This is a genomic window from Pseudoalteromonas sp. N1230-9 (assembly GCF_032716425.1).
Classification (GTDB): Bacteria; Pseudomonadota; Gammaproteobacteria; order Enterobacterales; family Alteromonadaceae; genus Pseudoalteromonas.
On sequence record NZ_CP090419.1, the window covers coordinates 3,046,663 to 3,071,439 of the forward strand.

Consider the following 24,777-nt stretch of genomic DNA (forward strand, 5'->3'; position numbering starts at 1 on the left):
AACTAAGCTAAGAAGTCATTTTGAATAGTAAAACGCTAAAATATCATTTTTTGTCATTTTTTATTCTTGCGATCTTATTTTTTATTATCTGCACTTTATCGTCTCACTTGGCGAGCCCAACTCGTTACACCATTGACAAAACAGCCCCTGTTTACTCTCAAAATTCTTACTACATTGATGAGACTAAGTCGCTTACTCTTTCACAGTTTTTAAGTGAACCGAGCAAACTTGAAAAAAAGCCTTTTAAGCACATTGAGTGGGATTTAGCCGCAAAAGATTACTGGTTAAAGCTCGATTTAGAAAACAGGCAGCCGAACCCGATTGATTTGTTTATTCATTTTGATAACCCTATGGTTGACTACCTCACTGTGTATCAACTCAATGAACAGCAACAACTTACTAGCACGATTGAACTAGGTGATAAGGTCAGTGAGCTTTCTTTATTTCAGTACAGTACACCACACACCCCTTTAACATTAAAGGGCAGTGAAAAAGTCTCTTTGGTCATAAAAGTAGATACTGTCGGGATCAGCAAAACACCCATCAATATTTACGGTAAAAAAGAGTTTCAAGACTTATTGCGTTCACAAGCTGGTATTTGGGGAATATTTATTGGCGTGCTGATTATGGCTGCTCTTTACAACCTTGTACTTTTTTTGGGTATCCGTGATCGTGTTTATCTCATTTATATTGGCTACATTATTTCTGCCCTCTTGTTGATGGGCTCTGTGCTTGGGTTTGGCTTTTACCTTTGGCCACTGTCTTGGCAATTATTTTTTAACGAAAAAATAGTGTTTAGTAATTACGCTATTGCCTTTTTTACCGTTGCATTTTGCACCATGTTTTTGCGCTATCACAAAGATAATTGCCGACTATATAAGCTGAGCCTTAGCTTCTTGGCTGTTCTTTTCAGCTTAGGCTTAATGAGCTTTTTTATGCTGGAGTATAACTCCTCGAAGATCTTTTTTGCCATGATGGTCATTCTTTATATTTTATGTATTACCATGATTTATAAGAAACTAATTAGTGGTTTCAGATGGGCGAAGTTTTATGTCATGTCATGGATACCGCTTATTATTGGTGCTGCTGTACAGCCACTGGAATTAACTGGCTTTATTCCTTACAGTTTTACAACTCGTCACTTGTTCTTAATAGCCATACTTTGTGAGATTGTTTTAATGGCAATGGCACTGGCTGACAGAGTGCGTTATCAACGCGAAAAAGCGCTGTATCACGCAACTCATACTCAACAAACAAAACTATTAAACCAAGCCATGCTCAAGCAAGGGTACATGAGTTTAATAAATGAAAAACGCAGCGCACATTTGTGTTTAATTAAGATTGAGCAATTCAATGCATTACTTAGCATCTTAAACCCGAGCCAAAGTAGTAAAATTATCACAACGGTTGCTCTTTCGTTAGAAAACCACTTAGCCAAGCATAGACAGTTTATTAACCTTGAATATGCACTGGATAATAGCCCTAAAATAGCTGATCTAGGCAATGGTATGCTGGCCTTTATATCAACCAAAATACAGCCCAAAAGCGACTTATACGATGAGTTAAGTAATATTGCTAAACAACTGCCAAAGCAATATAAAATTGCAGGCCTCGATTTGCAGCTTTATTACCGATTCAGCGTTACCGAACCCATTGAAAATGATGGCTTTGACTCTTGGTTACAACGGGGATTTCTCGCAATTTCTCAAAAACAGGCGATTAAAACTCTCGACTCTGCCTATGTTGATATGGATTTAAGCTTGGCTGCATCATTACAGCACGCTATTCGTAATGAGCAATTAGCGATATATTTACAACCAATCATTGATTTACGCACGGGCAAAATTGCAGGAGCTGAAGCCCTACTACGCTGGCCAAGTGCTCATCAAAATTTAAATATCGAACAACTAATCCAGCTTGCTGAACGAACGGGACTTATCAATGAATTGAGCTTATGGGTAATTGAAAAAGCATGTCAAACTATAGCAAAGCTCAATCAGCACGGACATAAAGAACATACGATTAGTGTTAACTTAAGTGCCAAAAACTTAGCCATTCCTAAACTGGTTGAAAAAATTGAAAATACCATTCTAAAACGAGGTATTTTTGCCAATCAGTTAAAATTTGAACTAACTGAATATGCACTGATAAAAAACCACAAGGATATGATACGCTTTGTTAATGAGTTAAATAAATTAGGGAGCCAAGTGATTTTAGATGACTTTGGCACTGGCTACTCTTCCCTTAATTACTTAGTTAATTACTCGTTTAGCACAATTAAAGTAGATAAATCGTTTATTCTCGATTTAACCAATAACGATACTCACCAAGTGATCGTAAAAACAGCGATTGATATGGCCCATAACCTTGACATGAATATCACGGTCGAGGGGATAGAAGATCAAGAAACTGAGCAACTTCTTATAAAAATGGGGGCTGATCATGGCCAAGGCTACTTTTACAGCAAAGCCTTGGCAGTTGATGAATATCTTGAGCTTATCGACACACAATCGAAATAGAGCGTGTTACACTACCCCTTTTACATCTTTAGGGGCCAAGTAAAGATGCAAGGTACATTGCGTAAACTCAAGTCGACTCACAGTACACCTGTACAATATCAACTACCTGTTGGTGATGAACTAGTACCTTTAAACGACTATATAGGAAAAACACTCACACTCACGTACACCGGTAATATCTTTTGTTGTAACTGTGGCAAGAAAACCAAAAAAAGTTACTCACAAGGACACTGTTTTGTCTGTATGCGCAAACTAGCAAGCTGCGATATGTGTATTATGAAACCCGAAACTTGTCACTATGACCAAGGCACGTGTCGTGAGCCACAGTGGGGCGAAGAAAACTGCATGATCCCGCACTATGTGTATTTAGCAAATACTTCTGGCTTGAAAGTGGGTATTACCCGTCATACACAAATCCCGACCCGCTGGATTGACCAAGGGGCAACTCAAGCACTACCTATTTTTAAAGTACAGACTCGTTTGCAATCAGGTTTAGTTGAAGTAGCGTTAGCCAAGTTTATTGCTGATAAAACCAATTGGCGTAATATGCTAAAAGGGCAATCTGACGTGCTCGACCTAAAGGCTGCTGCCACAGAGTTACTGCCACAAATAGAAGAAAAGTTAGATGAACTTGCCGAGTTATTTGGTGCAACAGCCATCGAAAAACTAGATGAGGACGTTGTGACTCTTGATTACCCTGTCGACGAATATCCAACCAAGATCAGCTCATTCAATTTTGATAAGGCTCCAGAGGTCTCAGGTGTTTTAAAAGGTATTAAGGGCCAATACTTAATTTTTGACACTGGCGTCATTAATATTCGAAAGTTTACTTCTTATGAAATCACCCTAAGCTAAACTATTTTTGAGTATTAAGATAAAAGTCATACCACTGCTGCTTCGTAATGGGGCGGCAGAAATAATAGCCTTGAATCGTGTCGCAGTTAAGCGCTTGTAAGTAGTTTAACTGCTCCACTTTCTCAACACCTTCTGCAACAACGTGTATATTCAAGCTTTTAGCCAATGTCACAATCGCCGAAACAATCTCACTATTACCATATTCATCAGGGACTTTAGCAATAAAGCTGGCGTCAATTTTAAGTGTATCGATAGGCAGCTTGGTTAGATAACTCAATGCTGAATAGCCTGTCCCAAAGTCGTCAAGTGTAATATGTACGCCCAACTTTTTAAGTGCCAGCAACTCTTGTTTAGCTTCACTAAAATGACTTATGAAGCAGCTCTCAGTGAGTTCGACTTCAAGTTTGCATGGGTCCACCTCATACTCTCTCAATAAGCGTTCAACATTAGAAGCCAATTGCCCTTGCCGTAAATGATTGGCTGAAATATTAATCGCTAAACGTCCTGCTTCAATATCATTTCGCTGCCATATCGCTAACTCTTTACAGGCTTGTTCTATAACCCACATATCCAGCTTTACAATTAAGCCAAGTTCTTCTGCCAATGGAATGAATTTAGCTGGGGAGATAACACCTAAGCTTGGCTCCTGCCAACGCAGTAAGGCTTCCACGCCACATATTCGGCCACTTTCAAGGTGTTGCTTCGGCTGATAGTACAGTTCAAACTCATCGTTTTCTATGGCCGTTTGCAAACGGCTCATCATCGCAAGCCGCTCAAGAGAGCGCGCATTCATGGCCGGCTTAAATAATTGAAATGAGTTTCGCCCCACCTCTTTTGCCCGATACATTGCAATATCAGCATGTTTAAGCAAGGTAGCACTATCAATACCATCATCTGGAAACACTGCGGCTCCAATGGAAGCGGTTATCGCCACCACCTGCTCATTAATTAACAAAGGCATACTGACTTGTTGCAAGACCTGCTCTGCAAATCCAAGTAATGCTTCAATCCTCTCAACTTCGCATAAAAGTACAAACTCATCTCCACCTAAACGAGCTAGGGTATCCCCCTCAGGTAGTACAGATGAAATGCGCTCTGCAATTTGCTGTAAAAGATTGTCACCTGCATCATGACCTAGGCTGTCATTCACCTCTTTAAAACGGTCTAAGTCAACAAACATAACGGCTAATAAATCTTGATTACGCTTTGCTGCACTTAACGCAATTGACAACCTATCGTGAAATAACCGCCTATTTGGCAAGCCTGTAAGTTCATCGTAATACGCCAATTGTGAGATTTTTTCTTCCGCTCGCTTACGCTCGGTTATATCACTAAAAATAGCCGCATAGAGTACTTCATCAACATTAGGATCTTTAATTTGAATAATCGTCAGCCATTCAACAAACTCTTCACCGCTTTTTTTACGGTTGCAAATTTCTCCTTGCCAAACCCCTTCATACTCTATGGCATGCCACATTTTTTGATAAAATGAACGGCTGTGTGAGGAGGAGCTTAAAATGCTTGGTCGCTTGCCAATCACTTCATGTTCTTCAAACCCTGTGAGTCGAGTAAATGCAGGGTTAACTTGAATAATCGTGCCATCTTTACGAGTTAGCATGATGCCATCCAATGATGCATCAATAATTTTATTCGCTAAAAATAAATTTCGTTGCGACTTTTGTAAGGCAATATCGCGCTGCTCAATCGCTCGTTCAAGTTCACAGCAATACGCTGACTCTATTTCTGTGATTAAATCAGCAAACGAAATGACCCCACAAATATCAGTCTCTCTGACCGCTAAATGGCGAACATTATGTTCAGACATAAGACGATATGCATCAAACAAACTACTGTCGCTATCTATCTCTATCAATGGATAACTTGCGTATTGCCAACAAGGGTTAAGCCATTCGGTTTGAATAATTAGCCCAACAATATCTCGCTGTGTGATAATGCCATGAATATCCAAGGCTGGATTATAAACAAGCACACTTTCTAGGCGGCTCGTGCGCATAATTTCTACTACGCTTTCTATTGGCAAATTTGCATCAACAATGTCTAATTCAGTGCGATATTGTTCATGAATAGGACGAAATTGTAGGTAGTGATCAAGCCCTTGATTGTGCACAATATCCGACAAGCTCAACATACCAACAGGCTGTTTCTCGCTATTCATAACTAATAAGTGTCGAATACCATGCTGTTGAAAGCGCAGTGTCGCATCGCTCAGTAAACACTGACTAGGCACGGACACCACCGGTGCTGACATAACTTCATGAATAGGTACATTTTTAAATTCAGAGCTTGTAATATCAACATGTAGGCAGTCCGCTTCAGTCCATATACCAACAATGGATTGATCATGTTTAACAAAAATAGCAGTCACACTATGAACATGCATCAACCGCACAGCATCAACCAAAGGGGTATGTGCAGGGCACGATACCAGCTTTTGCGAAATAACATCCCCGACCTTTTGATGCCGTCTTGGTTGATTCATAAGTAGACTTACCTAGTTCTTACAGGAATTAGCAATTATAATCATTTCAATCTTTCGGGCTTTGATACAGGACAATAAATGCAATTTTCATTTCCTTTAATCATTTTTAGTAAGCAGGAAATAGCGCACCTTGAAGGTGAGAGCGACTTAAATGATTTTCTGTATGGTTTAACTAAGGAGCAAAGAAACGGGCTTTTATTATTGAATAAAGCTGGAAGGTACTTTGATTTATATAACAACGACGTGACACCAATCACAAGCACAGAACTGGCAAAACGAGTGACGCAACAACTTGCGCAAGAGGGTATCTGCTGCTTGAGTAAAGTAACTCAATTAACACCAGAACAAGCTTTTGTGATGCTAGATAATTAAGCTGTATCCACCAGCGCTTTAATATGAGCCACAGCACTGCGCCCTAGTGCTGACAAGGCATACCCACCTTCTAAAAATGACACAATTCCTTTGCAGCCTTGTTGCTGGCATAGCTCTGCTAATTGAGATGTAAGCCAAGCGTAGTCATCTTCAACAAATTTCAAACTTGCCATGTCATCTTCTAAATGTGCATCAAACCCCGCACTAATAAACAATAACTCGGGGTTAAATTCAGTTAGTTTAGGTAACCACTGCTCATAATAAACCGCTTTTAAATCAGTCCCATCGCTGGCGATAGGCAGCGGTGAATTAACCAAAGTCGCATTATTTTCAACTGCTGTATTAGGATAGAATGGATGCTGAAACAAAGAGCAAAACAGTACATTGTCATCGTCTAAAAAGATGTCTTGTGTGCCGTTTCCGTGGTGAACATCAAAATCAACAATGGCAATGCGTTTCACCCCTTTGCTTTTGGCATACTGCACAGCAATTGCTAAATTATTAAACACACAAAAACCAGCAGAGGTTGTCCTGTTTGCATGATGACCTGGCGGCCTGACTGAACAAAAAGCGGCATCTAGCTTATCAGCAAGAATTTCATCAACAGCTAATAACCCAGCGCCAACGGCACGTTCAATTGCTTTCATTGAGTCGGGACACAGCCATGTATCACCATCAAGTTCTGCAAGGCCTGACTCTGGAATGGTTTGCTCTACGTGACGCACCAAAGACTCATCGTGGGCACGTAAAAAATCTTCACGTGTGGCTTTTGGAGCTTGTAAATGAGTGACTGCAATATCAACACCGCTTGCCAGTAAGCGGTCAGTGATCATATCTAAACGCGCAGGACATTCAGGGTGATCTTCAATCATTTTATGTTTTCGACAAAATGGATGAGAGATAACGGCCGTTCTCATTGCGCGCTCCTTGAAGTAAATGTCAGCCAATTATAACAAAGCCGCTTTTGAGCGGCTTTGCGACTTTGGTTTACTTTTTAGCTTGTAAATCTAGGTTTCTAAAATCAAAGCTAAAATCTGTCACGGCAGTTGAAACTGCTCGCATCTTGGCGCTTTCAACGCGGTTTTCGGGACTCATTTGAAACTCAATAAATGCATCGGCTTCAAGTAGCTTTTCATCCCACTTCACAATAAACGTATTACCCGTGTAATGCTCAAGCTGGCCTTTCAAACGTTTAGTATGCGTAAAGTCGATACGTAACTGCCCATTAAGCTCTTCGATTACCACATCACCATACCAGTTATCATGCAGTGTGCCTGTGTAATTTATATTTGGTAGCTTTGGTTGGTAATCTGCCGGTGTTTCTGGTTTAGCATTTGCGTTGGCTTTTTCTTTACCTTCAAAGTGCTTTTTAGCTAACTCTTCTACCCAATCTTTATCTTCCAAATCCAACGCATCTTCAAGCACTTCATAGGTAACTGCGGATAACGCACTAAATGCTTGCTGGTTAGTTAAAATAACGATACCAAGATTTTTTTCTGGTAGTAAAGTCACCTGAGAGACCATACCTAAAATCCCACCACCATGGCCTAATTTTTTAATGCCATGAAAATCTTCAATACTCCAGCCTAAGCCATAGCCTCTAAATTGTTGATGGTACGCCTCGTAAGCACTTTTCGATGCTAAAGAGGTAATATGCGGGTGCCACATTTGCTGTTGCTGCTGCTCAGTAAATAACTGTTCGCCATTTGGCATTTTTCCATGCGCAAGTTGCGTGCGTAGCCACTGGCTCATATCATTAACACTTGAAGCGATAGCACCGGCACCACGAAAGTCTTCTAAATAATTAACAAAAAACGGGTGTAACTGACCATCCATAGGAATATGCCCTGTGGCCCAGTTTTTATTACTTTCTGGAATGCGTGAAAAACCAGCTCGAGAGTTTTTCATATCAAGTGGCTCTAGAATATTTTTCTCGATATAATCATTCCAGCTCATCCCTGACACACGTGCTACAACCTCACCAGCGGTCACAAACATTAAGTTGTTATACGCATATTTACTACGAAAACTACTGGCTGGTTTTAAGTACTTAAGACCAGCAATGATTTCATCAACCGATTTATCGGTGTCAGGCCAAATCATTAAGTCGCCCTGCCCTAAACCCAGGCCACTACGGTGACTCAATAAATCACGAATCGTCATTTCACGTGTTACATAAGGGTCATACAGGCGAAACTCAGGCAGATGATCAATTACTTTATCATCCCAGCTTAACTTTCCCTCATCTATAAGCTTCGCTAAAGCGGCTGCTGTAAATGCTTTCGTATTTGAGGCGATACCAAATAAAGTGTCTTTATTAACCTTTTTACCCGTATCAAGGTTGGTCACACCAAACCCTTTTGCCAAAACGACTTTGTCATTTTCAACAATGGCAACAGCCATCCCAGGCACATCAAAACGTGCCATTGATGTTTCAATTACTTGCTCAATTTTTTCACTGTCGATATCAGCGTAACTAAAGAATGAACAGCTTGATAATAAGGCCGCAGCAACGGCTAGTTTACACAGTTTCATAATGTCCCTTGGTCGTTTTTATTGTTGTGAATAGCGAACTCTCTCGCTGCTCGGGTTTTATCTGGATCATCGCAACTTTCGCGCGCGAGTATTGAGTCACTGTAATCATTTGGCACGCCAGCTTCAAGCGCGCCGCGATGAACATGCTGTAGATACCAGTCGAATGGCAAAAGAGTAGCGTCTAATGTATTGGCAATATAACAATGTGCTGTTAATTGCTCTCCATCTAACAATTCAACACACACATCAACGCAATCATAACGAGGGCCTTCAATCGTATCTAGCATCGCTTTTTCATCTTCATTAAGCTCATAGACGACCCCATAAACGAGTGCGTCTAACTGAGAGGTTTGGCGAACACTGCATTTCGCTGAGCCATCGGTACTGACCATATCAAATGTCAGCTCGTAACCTCTGAGTAAGGCTGTGCCTATACGTTTTGCTTGAGGTAATCGTGCCAACAACCGATTTGATGACATGTTTGAACCAAACGAAAAATTATAGATAGTCATAATTCACCTTACACAACAACACGAATGGCCAGCGCAATTAAGATCACGCCGATACCTCGATCAAACCAGAAACCACTTTTTAAGAAAAATTCTCGCACAGCGGCTTTTGATAACACCAGTGATAAACATGAAAACCACACCCAAGTTGCCAAAGCCATATACATACCATAGCTTGCTTGCACTAATACTGGGGTCTCAGGGCTGATAACTAATGTAAAGAGCGACATAAAAAACAGTGTTGCTTTTGGGTTCAGTGCATTGGTAAAAAAGCCACGTCTAAAAGCTTTATACACAGACTCAGGCTCAGCCTGAGCAAGCGTTTGCTGTGTATTATCAGCCGGTTTTGCACTACGTAAAGCTTGTACGCCTAAATAAGCTAGATAAGCACCCGCCACATATTTTAATGCCATAAATAAGCTCGGCGATTGCGATAAAATGAGGGCAACACCTAATACACAATAGGCAACATGAAGTAAAATGGCAGCCCCCACCCCCGCACTTGTCCATAGTGCATTTTGACGACCATGCTGAATACTTTGCTTAAGCACAACAGCAAAGTCAGGGCCTGGACTTGCAACAGCAAAAAAATGCGCAACTGCAATTAATAAAAATTCATCTAAATACGGCACTGATTATTTACCCTACTTTTTGTTCATCCAACGCCAGTAATAGCGGATTAGCACTACTATTAACTAATAACTTTATTTGCTTTTGCGCTTTCTTATACTGACCTCGCAAATGAGGCTTCAGGTATTTTTTAGACTGATTATCGCCTTTAAAATGCGATACCAAAGCATGCATAAATAAGGTTTGCGGTTCAGTCAATGCAGCTTGGCGATTGGCATAGGGGTTATAACCACATCCACAGCCCCCTTTAAACTGATACACAGTATTGCTCATCATCACACCAAACCCTAAAAAACAAGCAAGCGCGTCGCTGGCCTGTGGTAAAAACTCTTTACCGCCAGGAGGTAAAACACCAACATGATGAATTAATACTGTCGCCAGTGTTCCAGCAAAGCTCGCAACTAAGTCTTGTGGCTGATTTATTTGGTTTGGATTAAACGACACATTAATTAAGTGATTCGCAGGCACAATTAACTGAGCATGCTCTCCTCTTAGAGAAGCCTGAAATTCAAAATGCGGAAATACCTGCGGGACCAGCTGTGATGGTGATACTAAATTTACAGGCCACGCCTTCATCCCCGCATAGCCAACGACGCGAGAAAATACCGTTTTAGCCATATCTTCAACACTTGTGACACTGTCTGGGAAAAACTGGCCATTGGGTAGTACAATCTGCGTCTTGTGTAAAAAGTAGTCGCTATCAAAATGCTCAACAGCCCATATAAATGTGTCTATCAGCCACTGTTGCTCCTGCTCGTCAAGTAAGGGAGCTGATTTAAATAGGGTTAACATGTTTACTCTTGTCCTTGCGCCCACTGCCATGCATCCGTGTTATAAAGCGGAACGGTTGATAAAGCATGGTGATGACTGCCTGATGATTCTTTTGTCGAATATGATAAATACAGAAGAGTACGGGTTGGTGCATCGTAAATACGACGCACCTTCAATGACTTAAATAAAATACTCTTTGATGATTTAAATACCACATCGCCAGATTTACTGCGGTCTATTTTTTGTAACTGTTCAGCAGTAATGGGGCCAGTTTGACGACAAGCAATTGACATATCTGAAGGATCTGCAAAATCAAGATTTGCTTCAATATGGCTGATATGACAGGTAACACCACTAATGATTGGATCTTGTTGCGATACCACTTTGATATCTTTAGTCGTAAATAATCCTAAACTTACAGAAGCCGCGTCATCGGAACAACCATTCAACAAGATGACTGAGGCTGCCAGTGCAGCAAGTTTTAGTGTCTTCATCTTCGTTATCCTTATTAAAAAGCGATAGTTGTCCATTTACAACTATTTGCTTGCTATGTTTCAATACTATCTCAAAATATCTTCAACAACGAGCACCTAAACAATGAAAAAATCGCTTGGTTTACTGTGTTTAATGTTCTTAAGTAGTACCGCTCACGCAGGCTACTCTATTAGCGCCGGTTTCGGCAAAAACTTTACTAATTCGGTGCAAACCGAAGAAAACCTAAAAATTGAGCTTGAGGATGACAGTCATTTTACTGTCAGCCTTGATAGAACCATTGATAATGCTCGTTATGGTTTCTTTTATTCAGCAACTGAACTTGATATGAAAGACCAAGCCAACAAGCAAGTCGAGATGCAATACCTGCTATTTCAAAGTGCCGTAGAAGTGCCCTTAACTGACCATATAGTCGGTTTTGTTGGTGCTCAAATTGGCGCAAATCACGTCAGCACTGATTTTGCTGACTCCGACACTTTTTTTACCTCAGGCTTATACGGTGGTGCTGAGTACCTATTTAGCGACCAAGCGCGTATTTATGTTGAAACTCGCTGGTTGGCGACTATTGTAAATAATGCAAGTAACATCTCATGTACTTTGCCTGCATCCGAAAACGAACAATGCCTTTGGCACTTCGATGGTGATGTATTAAACCAATTTCAAACAAACATCGGTTTTAGTTACCGCTTTTAAGGAAGAGCCCCATGCCGCATATTGTTATTGAACATTCAGAAGATCTCCCTATTCTTCCTCAAGTGCTGGTTGAAAAAGTCCACCAAGCTGTATTCGACTCTGGTTTATTCGAATTATCGGCCATTAAAACACGTGCCATTGCCTACCAACACTATGAACTAGGTGAAGGGAAAGATGGCTTCATCCATATTGCCGCATCTATCATGGAAGGCAGAACCGTTGAACAAAAGCAGCAACTAAGCGAACAACTACTTAATTGCTTAAGCAAGTACTGTCGGCGTTCTTACAGTTTAAGTGTAAACATTTATGATATGAGCCCTGATATTTATCGTAAGTGCTAATTTTACTGCGGCAGAAATGCCGCAGGAAGACGCTTAATTTCAATCTCAGGTGACAGGTATCCTGTGTATACAAGCCAGCGTTCATCATCCACATAGGTCAACCCTGATGAACGACTATAAGCACGCTCGGGTAATGCCATCACATCAAAATGCTGTTTTTTCACCACGTCATAATAACTAATACGATAATCACCAACGCGTACTTTGAAATAATAAATACGCGCATTATGGTATTCGTTCTTACTTACATATAACCACGAAAAATGCCTCGCTAAATGAATATCATCAACAAGTACTTGTTCTTGCCCCGTTTCATGGTGTTTTATCCATATAGCCTTATTGTTATCAGTAAAAAGAATATCACCCGATGATAACTCAACAGCATATTTAGCAGGAGAACTTATCACTTTACCAAGGTTATTACCTTTTAAATCAAATCGATAAACATAATCGTTGTCTGACACAAGAATAGATTGGTTATCACTAGACCACGTTGGTTTGCGTGCATAGGCAAATGGAATATTTAACGCTTGCCTCTTATCGAGTTTAAAGTCATATAGATAAAGCATACTTTGCCCTTTATCCAGCACTGAAAACAAAATGTAGCGCCCATCCTTTGACCACGTTGGGTCAAATATTTGTCCAATAACATGTGGAAAGCTCGTCAACTGTTTACGCGAGCTTGCATCTGGGTTCACTATCCATAATTGAGAGCTGCCAGACTCATTTGATACATACAGTAGCTTTTTCTGCACCGAGTTATATTCAGGAAAAAGAGAGCTAAAATTAGTAGAGAGCATAGAAAAAGGTGAACTGGCAACTTGTTCATCAATTTTTAACCGTGTAATCACCTTGTCTATATCCCATTGATGAAAATAAACACTGCCATCAGCACTATACCTTGGCGAACTCATCCCTGCCACTTGAGTATTAATCAGCTTTTGCTGTTCAATATCGAAGAAAAAACCATAACGCTTCCCGCCTTTAGTTGCCGAAAAAACCAGTAAGTTCTTATTCGGATGCCAATCAACACCATGAATAAAAGCAAAGTTTGGAGTGAGTCGTTTAGCTTGCCCTGTTTGTACATCAACCATAAAAAGTGCTTGCTGGTCGTTTTCAACATTACGAGTAACCACAACATATTTTGCATCAGGTGAAAACGACACAGATTCATCGTTAATATGGCAATAGTCACCACAAGGAATCGATGTTTCGTGTAGGTTATCTGATTCAAGGTTCAGTAACTTAATGCGGCTTACCGTTTCACCGGCTTCGGTTACATACTCACCGATATAAGCGAGTGTTTTACCATCTGCACTGACATCAAGATCAGTTCCACCTTCGCGGCGACATTCACTCAGGACAACGCTCGTCGCATTCACAAGTGATAGTTTCACTATTTCGCACGCATTGCTTTGCGTATAACGATAGTAATATAAGGTGCTTGAGTCAGGGCTAAACACGGAGCGCCCTTCAGTCTGTGCACTGTCAGTTAACTGTTTTGCAGGGTGTTCAGGAAAATGGAGGTCACGTAAATATAAATCCGCAGATTTATCTAAGAGGCGCCATGAGTAAACTAAGTAATGTTGATCATTTGATACGGCAGGATAAATTTCACGTCCAGGGCTTGCTGTTACACTTTCTATACTATTTATCGGCATCACAAAGGCCGTGTGCTGCTTTGTTTGATAACTAGAAACATACCAAAATACACACGCAGCAAATACGCAAAGTATAAATACAGCAGCAACACTATAAAGTTGAGAACGTTTGAAACTAGGTGTATTTTCTTTAGGCTGCTGTTCAATTTTTTCAGGTGATTGAACCAATCGATACCCTGTCTTACGCAAGGTTTCAATGTAACTTGAGTTTGGGTCTAATTCTTTAAACGCCTTACGTAAATGCCAAATAGCATTTGTTAACGCCTTCTCTCCTACAAAATGGTTACCATCCCAAACAAGATTAATTAACTCTTCGCGAGTAATTGGCTCAGGATAACGGGCAACTAAACAACCTAATAACTCGATGAATTTAGGCTGTAAAACGTGCTCACTATCATCACAAACTAGTTTATTTTCAAGGGGATTAATTGTACACCGACCCAAACGGTAGGCGTGATGAGTGGTTTCCATTAAGTCTAAACTTAACCTCTTTTTAGATTTCTAGACGTGTATTTAGCTATCAATTTATCTCAAATAACAATGATTAACCAGCATTATAATTGTCAATAAGTTGACAGCGCAAAAATAACAACACATTGATTTTAAACGAATAGATATTAAATAGATATAAAATAGAGAGATAAACGAGTCACTAAAGATTGCAGTTGTATTCACATTTTTATAAAAAAATTTACGTCAATACCGACAAACCGGGGTGTTGTTCACTGTAAATTTTAACTGCCCTTAAAAGAGCAGCGCTCTGGTTTCACACAACTAAAAATAAAATAAGTACAACTAGGAACGCCTGTGAGAAATCTACTAACTAAGCCTTGTGCAATAGCGCTTGCTGTTGCCAGTGGTTTTAGCCAACATGCACTTGCTAATGAAACAGACATTGCACGCACAGCTAATACCAGCCCTGCAATCAAAGAACAAAACGAAACACCCGAAAAAATTATCGTTACGGGCTCACGTATAAAACGAGACAGCTTTTCGATACCCACGCCACTGGTTACTATGAACCGTGACGCAATCCTTGATACTGGGTTAACGAATTTATCTGATATTTTAGTCGATAACATGCCTGCACTGAGTGAGAGCATAGGTAATACCACCAGCCAATCAAGTGTTTCAGCAACCGGTTTATCAACGGTTCAACTTAGAGATTTAGGCGCTAACCGTACACTGACACTGATTGATGGTCGTCGTGTTGTTTCAAACAGCTACAGTGGTAATTACGTTAGTTTAAACACCATTCCTAGCGGCATGGTTGAACGCGTTGAAATAATTAGTGGCGGTGCATCGGCAACCTATGGGGCAGATGCGGTCGCAGGTGTTGTAAATATAATTACTCAATCGAAAAAAGAAGGCTTCGACTTTAAAGCCAATACAGGTGAAACAACTGATGGTGGCGGTAAAGAGTTTACCCTTGACTTAAATTACGGCACCTCATTTGCCGATGATCGCGGCTATGCATATTTCAGTGCTAACTGGGACCGTGATTTTGGCATGACGTTTTACGACCGTAAACGTGCGCAGATTGAAGATAGCTACGATTATGACCCTGAACGCATGTGTAATGTGATGCAAACAGCCGATGGCGACCAATGTATGCGCGACATCACTCAAGCTGACTGGGTAAGCAAAAGCGACGGTATTCCTGGCGGTGTGTTCTTAGAAAATAGCCGTAACGACACACAATTTTGGTATGACGGTCAAACTCTACGTGATGACTGGAAAGGGAATGAAGAAATTTACGGCATCAACTCTAATCAATACGTGATGCTGGATGTGCCAAGCGATAACTTCTCAACGGCACTGAAAATCGACTTTGACTTAACAGATGACGTTATGCTGTACGCACAGGTACAATACAGTGACAGTGGCTCATTTAACAATAAGTCTCCAGAGGATGAGTACGAAGGAGCTTTTGTACCTCGCTATGATCCCGTCACTGGCGATCCACTTTCAGATGTTGCACCAGGTTATATTCCAATTGATAACCCTTATGTGCCGCAAGAAATCTTAGATGCCAACCCATATAAAGATCGTATTTATTGGGATCGTCGTTTTAGTGAAGTGGGTAATATCAGTACTGATAACACACGTAAAACGATTCGTAGCTGGGCAGGTTTACAGGGGACACTCTTTAATGGTGAATGGGATTGGGATGTATCAGCTAGCTATGGTCGCTTCACTCAACATCAAGTTCGTAGCAATGAGTTAAACACAGTAAAACTAAGCCAAGCTTTACAAGCTGAGGAGCTTGCTGATGGCACAATCCAATGTATTGATGAAGCAGCTCGCGCAGCAGGCTGCGTGCCTATCAATTTGTTTGGCGAAGGGTCAATCACTGATGACATGGCGGCATGGATACGTACTAATCCGGTTATTGATACCGAAATTAAACAATATGGCGTAGTCGGTTACATTGCTGGTGACTTATTTGAACTACCAGCAGGCTCAGTGTCGGCTGTATTTGGTGGTGAATACCGTAAAGATAGCCAAGATCTAAAAACCAGTGATGATATGAAATCCGGTGGTATCACCTTTAACTATGTACCAAACTTCTACGGTGAAGTTGAAGTCTATGAGGCCTTTGCAGAACTTGCAATCCCACTGTTAAAAGATGCACCACTGGCAAAAAACTTAAGTGCTGAAACGTCACTTCGTTTGGCTAATTACAGCATGGAAAACGTCAATACAGTTGCCAGCTACAAACTCGGTATTTTTTGGGAGCCTATCGAAGGCTATGCTTTTAGAGCGAATTATGCACGTGCGCAGCGTGCGCCAACCATCACTGAACTTATGTCACCACCGCGTGGCGATTACGACAGCTATGATGATATTTGTGATGGTTTAACTGCAACATCGACTAAACCAGGTCACGATAACTGTCGCAAAGAGCCGACTTTAGCTGCGCAACTTGCTGCCGATCCTGATTTCGAATTTAACGATGAAAATAACAGTTATTCACCTGGCGCTGGTAATGAAAACTTGAAAGAAGAAACTGCCGATACGTATACGTTTGGCATCACAGTGGCACCTGCGTTTTTAGACAATTTCAACCTTGCGGTTGACTACTATGATATTGCAATTGTCGATGCAATTTCGCAGATCAGTAATGAAAACATCATGCGTGAATGTTACGACTCTGAAGTTGCGTGGGGAGCTGAAAACACCTTCTGTAATGATATTACCCGTAATAATGAAGGCAATATTATTAAGGTTTTACAACGCCAATATAACCTCGATGAGCTCACAGCTAGAGGCTATGATGTGGTTGCACAGTACAAGCTTGATTTTGACAGTTATGGTCAACTCTCGTTAAAGCTTGATTATAATCACGTGATTGAAAACTCACAGACCTATGAAGGCCTCGATGGTAGCTTAGTAACCAGTCATTACGCAGGCTATGGTCGCACTAAAGATAAAGCGTCAATGTCGATTACTTGGCGTAATGATGATCTACGTATTCGCTGGCGTACAAATTTCTTAGGCTCGTTTAAAGCAAGCCAGAGTCTTGAAGAAGATTACAATGAGTATGTAGCCGAAAATGATGCCCGCTGTGAGGCTGGTGAAGATACCTGTATTAGTAACCCAGAAAAACTTGCCTACCAAGATTATGGCTCGTTCTTAAAACACAGCCTTTCAGCGTCTTACACTTTGTCACTTGGTAAACAAAGCCAACTACGCGTATTCGGTGGTGTAAATAACGTGTTTGATAATAAAGGTGATTTTTATCCTTCAGGGCGTGGTAATTATTACTCTGAGTATGGTGGGGGTAAAGGTCGTTATGTGTATGTAGGCGCACAATATAGTTTTTAACATTTTCATATAAACCCCAGCTAGGCTGACAACAAAGGCGTATTTTTTAATGCGCCTTTTATCTTTTCCAGCTTTGCATCTCAACTAATCGAGACTCTGTACGCGCATACTCAAATGCCAGTTTTTGTCCTTGATATATATCACTAATGCCCGCCTCAGCCGAGATCAGCAGTAATCGACCTCTGTCATAAAACTCATCAACTAGAGCAATAAAGCGCCGTGCTTCATCATCTAAAAAGTGCTCTTGTAAATCCTGTTTTTCACGTTGATAACTGTCCTCAATACCATGCACAATTTGTTTACCCGTGGCTCCGCGTCCCATTACTGGCACATTGAGCAAATAAACACGCTGAAAGCGCTCTGCTAAATAAATGTAATCTGCTGTGCTTCTAGCCCCTGAACATAACGCCATAAAGTCAAACATAATGGCATCTTGAGCTTGCAGTTCACAGCGAAGATGACGATGGCAAACCTCTATCGTTGTTTGCTTTTGTACTGCTTGCTCTTGGTTTAAAAAGCGCTCTATTAGGGCACTTTTGTTATCAATAAAGTAATGTTCGGTTTGTTTACCAAAGCGAAAGCGATGATCGGTATTGCCTTCAACACTTAAAATATGACAATGATCATTTAACAAATCGATAGTGGGTAAAAATTGTGCTCGTTGTAAACCGTTGCGATACAACTGCTCAGGTTGACAGTTAGACGTCGCCGCTAACACCACTTGGTGCTCAAACAAGGCTTTGAATAAGCCACCTAAAATCATCGCATCGCCAATATCAGAAACAAAGAACTCATCAAAGCAAATCAAACGAATGTTCTGTGCCCACTCCTTAGCAATAATCGTCAGTGGGTTTTTCTGCCCCTGTAGTTGAACCAAACGCTCATGTACTTGCTTCATAAAATGGTGAAAGTGCAAACGCTGCTTAGCATCAATATTGACCAGTTTGAAAAACACATCCATCAACATGGATTTACCACGCCCAACTGGGCCGTATAAATAAACCCCTTTTATTGACTTAGCGCTTTGCCACCAATGTCTTGGCGCAGCTAATTCTGTGGCTAGATTATCAAGCGCATTAATCGCTGTGCGCTGGGCATGGTCTTCATGCAGTTCGCCTTTGGCTATTTGCGCTTGGTAATACCTTAATATTTGTCCTTGCTGTACTGTCATAGGTCACTAGTATCCGCTATACTCGCGGCCATTGTAGCCGACTAAAAATGTGATCCCAATGAAATTCCCATGCCGTTTAGATAAATTTATCAGCCATATTGCTGAATTACCTCGCAGTAAAACCAAAGCAGGTATCAAACGTAAATACGCCACTGTAAATGGCGAGGTGATCACCTCATTTGATTATTCTATCAGCCAAGATGACGACGTGCGCTGGCAAGGCGAGCCGTTGGTCTTTTTAGGCAAACGCTACTTCATGCTTCATAAGCCTGCAGGCTATGTGTGTGCCAATAAAGATGACCTTCACCCGACCGTATTTGACTTACTCGATGAGCCAAACATGAGCGACTTTCATGTTGCTGGTCGTTTAGATATAGATACCACAGGCTTAGTGATCATCACCAATGATGGTGACTGGTCGCACAAAATAACTTCACCAAAGCACAACAAGTTCAAAACTTATTTAGTTGAAACGCAAGAACCGGTGGATGAAGAAGCTATTGCAGCCCTAGAGCAAGGTGTACAGCTTCATAACGAAAAAGAGCTAACTCGCCCTGCCATTGTTGAAAAACTTGCAAGCTATAGCTTACGCCTATCCATTTGTGAAGGTAAATATCATCAAGTTAAACGAATGCTGGCCGCAGTTGATAACAAAGTTGTTGAACTACACCGTGAAAAAATTGCCAATATTCATCTTGATGAAAATCTAGCGAGTGGTGAATACCGCCCCTTGACTGCTGCTGAGCTTTCGCTCTAAATAGGTACTTGAACAAATATCATGATAACGCTGTCATTTTTACTTAATAAAAGCTAACAAGTTGCCGATAAACATGGTAGAAAAGTAGAGGGGATATAATAAAAGGAGGCTAACTGTGTTATCAGGACTAGCTTTAAAAACAAAAATTAGCTTATTTGCTACCGCTATTTTTATTGCACTTTGCGCAATAGCTTTATTGGGTTTACAGTCGTTACGTCATGCGAGTGAGAGCGATAACATTGCGCGTATTAACCAATTAATGAAAAGCACAACAAATATCGTTGAGCAATTCGAATTGATGGTAAAAAATGGCCAGCTTGATGAAAATCAAGCTAAAGAGTTGGCAACTCAGGTTTTAAGAGAAAATAAATATCACGATTCAGAGTATGTTTATGTCGTCGACAATAATTTAGATTTTCTTGCCACGCCACATGACCCAGAGCTTCATGGTACCAGCTTTAATGACTTTAAAGATGCCAGCGGTAACAGCATTGGTCGCATGGTCGAAAAACTAGTGGGTAATACCACAAATAAAATTATTACTTACCATTGGGACTCCGTCCGTGATGGCGAAACAGTAGACTTAACGTCTGTTGTACAAAAAACACCGCTGTTTGGCTGGTATGTTGGCACAGGAATTAGTGCAAAAGAAGTCGATGAACGATACTGGAGCACAGCAAAGTGGCTATTGGGTTTATCTATGCTCATTGCCATAGCCCTCACGTTTGCAATTGCACGCTTTGGCTCATCACTGACCAATGCACTGGGTGGTGAAATCGATGAAGTAATTGATATTGTTAAAAACGTCTCACGTGGCAACCTCCACTCAACTATCCGCCAAGATGCACCAAGTGAAAGTATCATTGCGGCCATGCATTATATGCAACAAGGCTTACGCGGCGTTGTTGATGGCATTAAAGACGTAACTGATAGCCTCAAAAATCAAAGTGTTGATAACGAGTCTCGCTCTGTTGAGCTTGATAAACTCACCCGTAGTTTAAATGAAGAAACACAAATGGTTGCCTCAGCCATTACCGAACTGACCGCCTCAGCGCAAACAGTTGTTGAGCATGCCGAACAAGCAGCCTACTCAGTACAAGAAGCTGAGAACCAAGGGCAAAGCGCAAGCCACTTAACCAACGAAGCAGCACAAACAATCGCACTTTTAGAGCAACAAATTGACAGCGCTGGTAATAACATTCAAGTTCTTGATGACGAAGTAAATAATATCGCTAATGTGCTCAGTGTTATTCAAGGAATTGCAGAGCAAACGAATCTATTAGCCCTTAATGCAGCCATTGAGGCAGCTCGTGCTGGCGAACAAGGTAGAGGGTTTGCAGTTGTCGCTGATGAAGTCCGTGGCCTTGCACAACGAACACAAACCAGTACCGAAGAAATCCGCAACATGATTGGTAAATTACAATCAGCAACACAAGATGCTAAATCATCTGTTGCACTCAGTATTTCGACCAGTGAGCAAACTGTGGCTAAATCAACCAAAGCCAATGAAGAACTAAACCGAGTTGCGAGTTCATTAAGTGCAATCGCACAAATGAGCCATCAAATAGCTATAGCAGCTAAAGAGCAATTAGACGCAGGTGAAGATACAGCAAAACGTGTGGTGACCATTTCAGATACTGCCTCACAAACAGCTAACGTATCCAGTCAGGCACATACGGCAACCGATTCAATCAAAGGCCTTACAGCTGATTTAGAGACAGAAACAGCTAAATTTAGCTAACTATCCACGTATCAAAAGTCAGACATTAAAAAGCCCAGTTAAGTTTACTGGGCTTTTAAGACTTAATCTGTACCAAATCGAAATCGGCCATTCCAGGCACTATTTTTTGTAATCGAGATTCAGTGACATCTAGTGAGTTTAAACACTCACAGTATTCAGAGGCTTTCATTTCAAGCTGCTCCGCTTTCTTTTGCAGTGACTTATCTATTTCCTTAGAGATAATATCCATACGCTGACCCATGTCGTTAATGCGATCTTCGATATTTCCTTCACGTGATTTAAACGCATCACCTAATGAAACTAAAATAGCCCCTAATGAGCCATGCACTGCTGAGTGAATTTTTTGGCTAATCTCTTTGGTAAAAAAGTCATCGATTTTCGACAATGATTGCGGGGCGATAAAGAAAAAGTCATCGCCACGCTTAAACTTATCCATCAGAGCACGTTCAACATACTGTAATTGCGTTTTAAGTACTTCAGGTTCTTTGTCGGACATGCCCTCTACGACCTGCTCAATAGCACTCAAACCTAGATTTACACCATCAGTGGCCAGTTCAACTAATTCAGGCACAGTGTCACGAATACCTAAACTAAACTGCTCCACGACTTTGCTTTCTTCTGGATTCAGGTCAACCCAATAGCCACGAATAAATAACTGAGTATTGTTGTTTATTTGTACACGGGTTTGGCCTTTATCAACAATACGAATAACATCATCTGTAATGATCAAGCCGTGACTAAGCTCAACTTCGCATTGTTTTTTAGCTAATGAGGCATAACTTGAAAAACTCGAGAATGTAATAGCTGCCGCAAGCAGCGAGCGAGAAAAAAACGCCATATACACCCCAAGAAGACAAAAAGAGAGGTCAGTAGATTAGCAAAAATCCAGTTTTATGCAAGTAAAACGCCTAGCTATGCTAGGCGCCTTAAAAGAAAGGTGAGTTAAATTGGCGAACCCGGTGGCATTGGCAATACTTTAAAGTTTGCAGGCCACTCACCGCTTGCTAAAAAGTGGCTGATTTGTTCGCTTAAATATTGCTTGAAGGCACTATCACCTACTGATGCACTTCCTAGCATTGATTCTTGCTGGTAACTCTTTGCAAGCTTGCCAAGGTAATAACGAAACTGTGCTTGTACCTCAGGCGCGACTTTATCACTCGTTACTAAATCAGCAAATTGCTTAGCCGTTAAAAGCTGCACTCGTTGGCTAATCTTACCCGCCATTCCTTGGGCAATTTTTTGCTCGAAAATTTGCTGATAAGTTTGAGCTAATAATGAATCTAAACTATAAAATGCATCGCTACGCGCTTGTTGCTGCGCGAGGCGATTAACACGCTGGCTATTAAATAATAGGCTTAAACTATGTGCAGCTGCGACTTCAGGCAATGCCATAGCATCCAGGGTTAACCCTGTACGACCGACAATGCTCTCGCGTGATTTAGATTCCCCATACGCTTTTGGTGGAATAAGCGCTAACACTGACTCAGGTAAAACAAGATTCTCAGCTTTTAGTGTAGCAAGTAATGCATCAACAGCCGCTTGCTGGGTTTGCTTAGTTACAACTTGCGCCCCTTTTGGCTCAGAGTCATCACGTACTTCATATTCGTAATTAACACCGGCAATTAATTTAACCGCAGCTTCAACTTGATAGCGATGGAATAAATAAAGTGGCACTAGCATTTCTTCTAATTGCGATAACGCAGTCCCCGTTTTGATATTTTCAATACCAAAGCTCGTCAGCGCTTGTTTGCGAATATCAAGTACACGCATTAACTCATCACTTGGTGAACGACCGTTATCCCACAAATGCCCCGTTGGATGAGCGCCCCCTTTAGCACGTGCATCACTGTCCGAAATAAATTCCAACCCTTTGCTTTTATTTTCAGCTAAAATTGCGGCCAGTTGTTGTGGTTCATCTTGGTTTGTAAAATCGCTATAACCATATTTTATCACTTGTGTGTCCCACACTCCCATACCAGAGGCATAGCCTCGGCTCACATCCAGTTTGCCTTGCTCATTGAAACTAAGTAGCGGGTGAGGATAGTCCATTACCGATGCTCTATCAGCGACCGACGCTGAAAAGTTATGTGCAATCCCTAAAGTGTGGCCTATTTCATGAGCGCTTAGTTGACGAATACGATCAAGAGCCATTGCTTGTAAACGAGTAGCAACTTCATTACCTTCAAAATAAGGGGCAGCTAATGCCTCAGCAATAAGGATATCTTGACGTACACGTAATGAGCCCAGTGTTACATGGCCTTTAATAATTTCGCCCGTTCTCGGGTCTATCACTGAGCTGCCATACGACCAGCCACGTGTTGCACGGTGTACCCATTGGATCACGTTGTAGCGTATATCCATAGGATTAGCATCATCAGGTAACACTTTAACGATAAATGCGTTCTTATAGCCAGCAGCATTGAATGCATCATTCCACCATTTAGCGCCCTCTAACAAGGCTGTTTTAACTGGCTCAGGCACGCCCGGATCTAAATAGTAAACAATCGGTTCAACGGGTTCGCTAATTGGCAGGCTCGGATCTTTTTTTGCTAAACGGTGGCGCGGGATATAACGCACATACATAGACTCACCAAGTGGTGCGGCGTAATCTTTATGCTCAATACTCCAGTAACCTGATTGAGGGTGGAATTGACGTGGTGTGTAGTTATCATCAGGCAGTTCAATAAAAGAATGATGCATATGTACTGTAAGTATGTGAGGATCAGCGCTCACTTGACGAACAAACTCACCTGGGTTACTACCTTGAAAAGTGAGTATTGCCTCTAACTCTGTATTTTTCACAAATGCGTTTGAACGAGCTAAATAGACTGCGCTTCGGTTACCATCTAAATTAAAGCTCCCCTGCGAAGTTGCAGCTAAACGACGACTTACACCGTGTACATCACTCAATAAATAAGGAGTATAGTCTACAAGCACCGCTGAGTCTGACTCTGCAACAACACTAAAGCCCGCAAGAATACTCGAAGCAAACGCTTCTTTGATACTTTGCTGCTCGGCCAAGTTGGTCGTATTCGCTCGATAATAAGTATTCAATGCTCGTAACATCACCTTATCACCAAAACGTTCAAATTGTACTAAATAGGTATTGCCAAGTTGCCCTCGATCAAGGCCTATATCATTTGAGCCCACGCCATAAGGTAAGCTTTGCTGAAGTAAAAAAGGTTGCTTTAGTTTATCAACTGCAACATACACTTTGCCGCTTTCAGAATCATAATAGAAAGAATAATAGCCCGAAAAATGACTCATTTTTTCAGTAAAATCATTTATAGGCTTAATTGCTGCGTGTGCTTGAGTTATTATAGTAAGCAGCACAGCTAAGAGCAGGTATCGTAGTAATGGTATTTTTTGCATAATCTTATCTTTGTTATTCGCGTTTTAAAT

General features: G+C 41.1%; 19 protein-coding genes. 8 read left to right on the forward strand and 11 right to left on the reverse strand.

Going from position 1 to position 24,777, the window contains the following annotated elements; all coding sequences use genetic code 11:
* The first annotated feature begins 20 nt into the window (after positions 1-20).
* Positions 21-2,519, forward strand: a complete 2,499-nt coding sequence (locus LY624_RS14135; RefSeq protein WP_341803258.1) for an EAL domain-containing protein — start codon at positions 21-23, stop codon at positions 2,517-2,519.
* A gap of 45 nt (positions 2,520-2,564) precedes the next feature.
* On the forward strand, positions 2,565-3,374 hold the full coding sequence (locus tag LY624_RS14140; protein ID WP_237119970.1) for a DUF2797 domain-containing protein: 810 nt from the start codon (positions 2,565-2,567) through the stop codon (positions 3,372-3,374).
* A 1-nt stretch (position 3,375) separates the two neighbouring features.
* On the opposite strand, the gene LY624_RS14145 is transcribed toward LY624_RS14140, so the two are convergent.
* Positions 3,376-5,874 carry an EAL domain-containing protein gene (locus LY624_RS14145; protein ID WP_341803259.1) on the reverse strand — a complete coding sequence of 833 codons (2,499 nt, stop codon included), beginning with the start codon at positions 5,872-5,874 and terminating at the stop codon, positions 3,376-3,378.
* Between the two features lie 78 nt (positions 5,875-5,952).
* On the opposite strand from LY624_RS14145, the gene LY624_RS14150 reads away from it, so the two are divergent.
* Complete coding sequence (locus LY624_RS14150) at positions 5,953-6,246, forward strand: hypothetical protein (protein ID WP_130149448.1); 294 nt, start codon at positions 5,953-5,955, stop codon at positions 6,244-6,246.
* Here the strand turns inward: LY624_RS14150 and LY624_RS14155 are convergent.
* From LY624_RS14155 to LY624_RS14180, 6 genes are all read right to left on the reverse strand, one after another.
* Positions 6,243-7,163, reverse strand: a complete 921-nt coding sequence (locus LY624_RS14155; protein WP_130149447.1) for a histone deacetylase family protein — start codon at positions 7,161-7,163, stop codon at positions 6,243-6,245. The two genes, LY624_RS14150 and LY624_RS14155, sit on opposite strands and share 4 nt — an antisense overlap.
* A 70-nt stretch (positions 7,164-7,233) precedes the next feature.
* On the reverse strand, positions 7,234-8,781 hold the full coding sequence (locus LY624_RS14160; RefSeq protein ID WP_130149446.1) for a serine hydrolase: 1,548 nt from the start codon (positions 8,779-8,781) through the stop codon (positions 7,234-7,236).
* The gene (locus LY624_RS14165; protein WP_130149445.1) at positions 8,778-9,293 is read right to left on the reverse strand and encodes a gamma-glutamylcyclotransferase family protein; all 516 of its coding nucleotides are present in this window, start codon (positions 9,291-9,293) and stop codon (positions 8,778-8,780) included. The genes LY624_RS14160 and LY624_RS14165 overlap by 4 nt, the downstream gene beginning before the upstream one ends.
* An 8-nt stretch (positions 9,294-9,301) precedes the next feature.
* The gene (locus LY624_RS14170) at positions 9,302-9,922 is read right to left on the reverse strand and encodes a LysE family translocator (RefSeq protein WP_130149444.1); all 621 of its coding nucleotides are present in this window, start codon (positions 9,920-9,922) and stop codon (positions 9,302-9,304) included.
* Positions 9,923-9,929: 7 nt separating this feature from the next.
* Positions 9,930-10,712, reverse strand: a complete 783-nt coding sequence (locus LY624_RS14175) for a hypothetical protein (RefSeq protein ID WP_130149443.1) — start codon at positions 10,710-10,712, stop codon at positions 9,930-9,932.
* A 2-nt stretch (positions 10,713-10,714) separates the two neighbouring features.
* A complete protein-coding gene (locus tag LY624_RS14180; RefSeq protein ID WP_341803260.1) occupies positions 10,715-11,185 on the reverse strand; it encodes a CreA family protein in 471 nt (156 codons plus the stop codon).
* Positions 11,186-11,288: 103 nt separating this feature from the next.
* Here LY624_RS14180 and LY624_RS14185 point away from each other — a divergent pair, with 103 nt between their 5' ends.
* Together LY624_RS14185 and LY624_RS14190 are read left to right on the forward strand one after the other, a co-directional pair.
* On the forward strand, positions 11,289-11,876 hold the full coding sequence (locus tag LY624_RS14185; RefSeq protein WP_237119978.1) for a hypothetical protein: 588 nt from the start codon (positions 11,289-11,291) through the stop codon (positions 11,874-11,876).
* A gap of 11 nt (positions 11,877-11,887) precedes the next feature.
* Positions 11,888-12,217, forward strand: coding sequence for a 5-carboxymethyl-2-hydroxymuconate Delta-isomerase (locus LY624_RS14190; protein ID WP_341803261.1), 330 nt, complete (start codon positions 11,888-11,890; stop codon positions 12,215-12,217).
* A gap of 2 nt (positions 12,218-12,219) precedes the next feature.
* On the opposite strand, the gene LY624_RS14195 is transcribed toward LY624_RS14190, so the two are convergent.
* Positions 12,220-14,349: a winged helix-turn-helix domain-containing protein gene (locus LY624_RS14195; RefSeq protein WP_341803262.1), complete on the reverse strand. Its 2,130-nt coding sequence runs from the start codon at positions 14,347-14,349 to the stop codon at positions 12,220-12,222.
* A gap of 336 nt (positions 14,350-14,685) precedes the next feature.
* On the opposite strand from LY624_RS14195, the gene LY624_RS14200 reads away from it, so the two are divergent.
* Positions 14,686-17,706: a TonB-dependent receptor domain-containing protein gene (locus LY624_RS14200; protein ID WP_130149438.1), complete on the forward strand. Its 3,021-nt coding sequence runs from the start codon at positions 14,686-14,688 to the stop codon at positions 17,704-17,706.
* A 58-nt stretch (positions 17,707-17,764) separates the two neighbouring features.
* Here the strand turns inward: LY624_RS14200 and zapE are convergent, their stop codons facing one another.
* Entirely contained in the window at positions 17,765-18,877 is a 1,113-nt protein-coding gene (zapE, locus tag LY624_RS14205) for a cell division protein ZapE (RefSeq protein WP_341803263.1), read from the reverse strand.
* Positions 18,878-18,935: 58 nt separating this feature from the next.
* On the opposite strand from zapE, the gene rsuA reads away from it, so the two are divergent.
* Complete coding sequence (rsuA, locus tag LY624_RS14210) at positions 18,936-19,634, forward strand: 16S rRNA pseudouridine(516) synthase RsuA (protein WP_130149436.1); 699 nt, start codon at positions 18,936-18,938, stop codon at positions 19,632-19,634.
* A 115-nt stretch (positions 19,635-19,749) separates the two neighbouring features.
* A complete protein-coding gene (locus tag LY624_RS14215) occupies positions 19,750-21,375 on the forward strand; it encodes a methyl-accepting chemotaxis protein (RefSeq protein WP_341803264.1) in 1,626 nt (541 codons plus the stop codon).
* Between the two features lie 55 nt (positions 21,376-21,430).
* Here the strand turns inward: LY624_RS14215 and LY624_RS14220 are convergent, their stop codons facing one another.
* Both LY624_RS14220 and LY624_RS14225 read right to left on the reverse strand, forming a co-directional pair.
* The gene (locus tag LY624_RS14220; RefSeq protein ID WP_062568663.1) at positions 21,431-22,213 is read right to left on the reverse strand and encodes a YggN family protein; all 783 of its coding nucleotides are present in this window, start codon (positions 22,211-22,213) and stop codon (positions 21,431-21,433) included.
* Between the two features lie 104 nt (positions 22,214-22,317).
* On the reverse strand, positions 22,318-24,747 hold the full coding sequence (locus tag LY624_RS14225) for a zinc-dependent metalloprotease (protein ID WP_341803265.1): 2,430 nt from the start codon (positions 24,745-24,747) through the stop codon (positions 22,318-22,320).
* Positions 24,748-24,777: the final 30 nt, after the last annotated feature.

What these genes read in the sequence shown, in the direction of transcription:
- LY624_RS14140 (WP_237119970.1), top strand. Translation starts at nt 2,565, where the DNA reads ATGCAAGGTACATTGCGTAAACTCAAGTCGACTCACAGTACACCTGTA.
- LY624_RS14145 (WP_341803259.1), bottom strand. Translation starts at nt 5,874, where the DNA reads ATGAATCAACCAAGACGGCATCAAAAGGTCGGGGATGTTATTTCGCAA.
- LY624_RS14150 (WP_130149448.1), top strand. Translation starts at nt 5,953, where the DNA reads ATGCAATTTTCATTTCCTTTAATCATTTTTAGTAAGCAGGAAATAGCG.
- LY624_RS14155 (WP_130149447.1), bottom strand. Translation starts at nt 7,163, where the DNA reads ATGAGAACGGCCGTTATCTCTCATCCATTTTGTCGAAAACATAAAATG.
- LY624_RS14160 (WP_130149446.1), bottom strand. Translation starts at nt 8,781, where the DNA reads ATGAAACTGTGTAAACTAGCCGTTGCTGCGGCCTTATTATCAAGCTGT.
- LY624_RS14165 (WP_130149445.1), bottom strand. Translation starts at nt 9,293, where the DNA reads ATGACTATCTATAATTTTTCGTTTGGTTCAAACATGTCATCAAATCGG.
- LY624_RS14175 (WP_130149443.1), bottom strand. Translation starts at nt 10,712, where the DNA reads ATGTTAACCCTATTTAAATCAGCTCCCTTACTTGACGAGCAGGAGCAA.
- LY624_RS14180 (WP_341803260.1), bottom strand. Translation starts at nt 11,185, where the DNA reads ATGAAGACACTAAAACTTGCTGCACTGGCAGCCTCAGTCATCTTGTTG.
- LY624_RS14185 (WP_237119978.1), top strand. Translation starts at nt 11,289, where the DNA reads ATGAAAAAATCGCTTGGTTTACTGTGTTTAATGTTCTTAAGTAGTACC.
- LY624_RS14190 (WP_341803261.1), top strand. Translation starts at nt 11,888, where the DNA reads ATGCCGCATATTGTTATTGAACATTCAGAAGATCTCCCTATTCTTCCT.
- LY624_RS14195 (WP_341803262.1), bottom strand. Translation starts at nt 14,349, where the DNA reads ATGGAAACCACTCATCACGCCTACCGTTTGGGTCGGTGTACAATTAAT.
- zapE (WP_341803263.1), bottom strand. Translation starts at nt 18,877, where the DNA reads ATGACAGTACAGCAAGGACAAATATTAAGGTATTACCAAGCGCAAATA.
- rsuA (WP_130149436.1), top strand. Translation starts at nt 18,936, where the DNA reads ATGAAATTCCCATGCCGTTTAGATAAATTTATCAGCCATATTGCTGAA.
- LY624_RS14220 (WP_062568663.1), bottom strand. Translation starts at nt 22,213, where the DNA reads ATGGCGTTTTTTTCTCGCTCGCTGCTTGCGGCAGCTATTACATTCTCG.
- LY624_RS14225 (WP_341803265.1), bottom strand. Translation starts at nt 24,747, where the DNA reads ATGCAAAAAATACCATTACTACGATACCTGCTCTTAGCTGTGCTGCTT.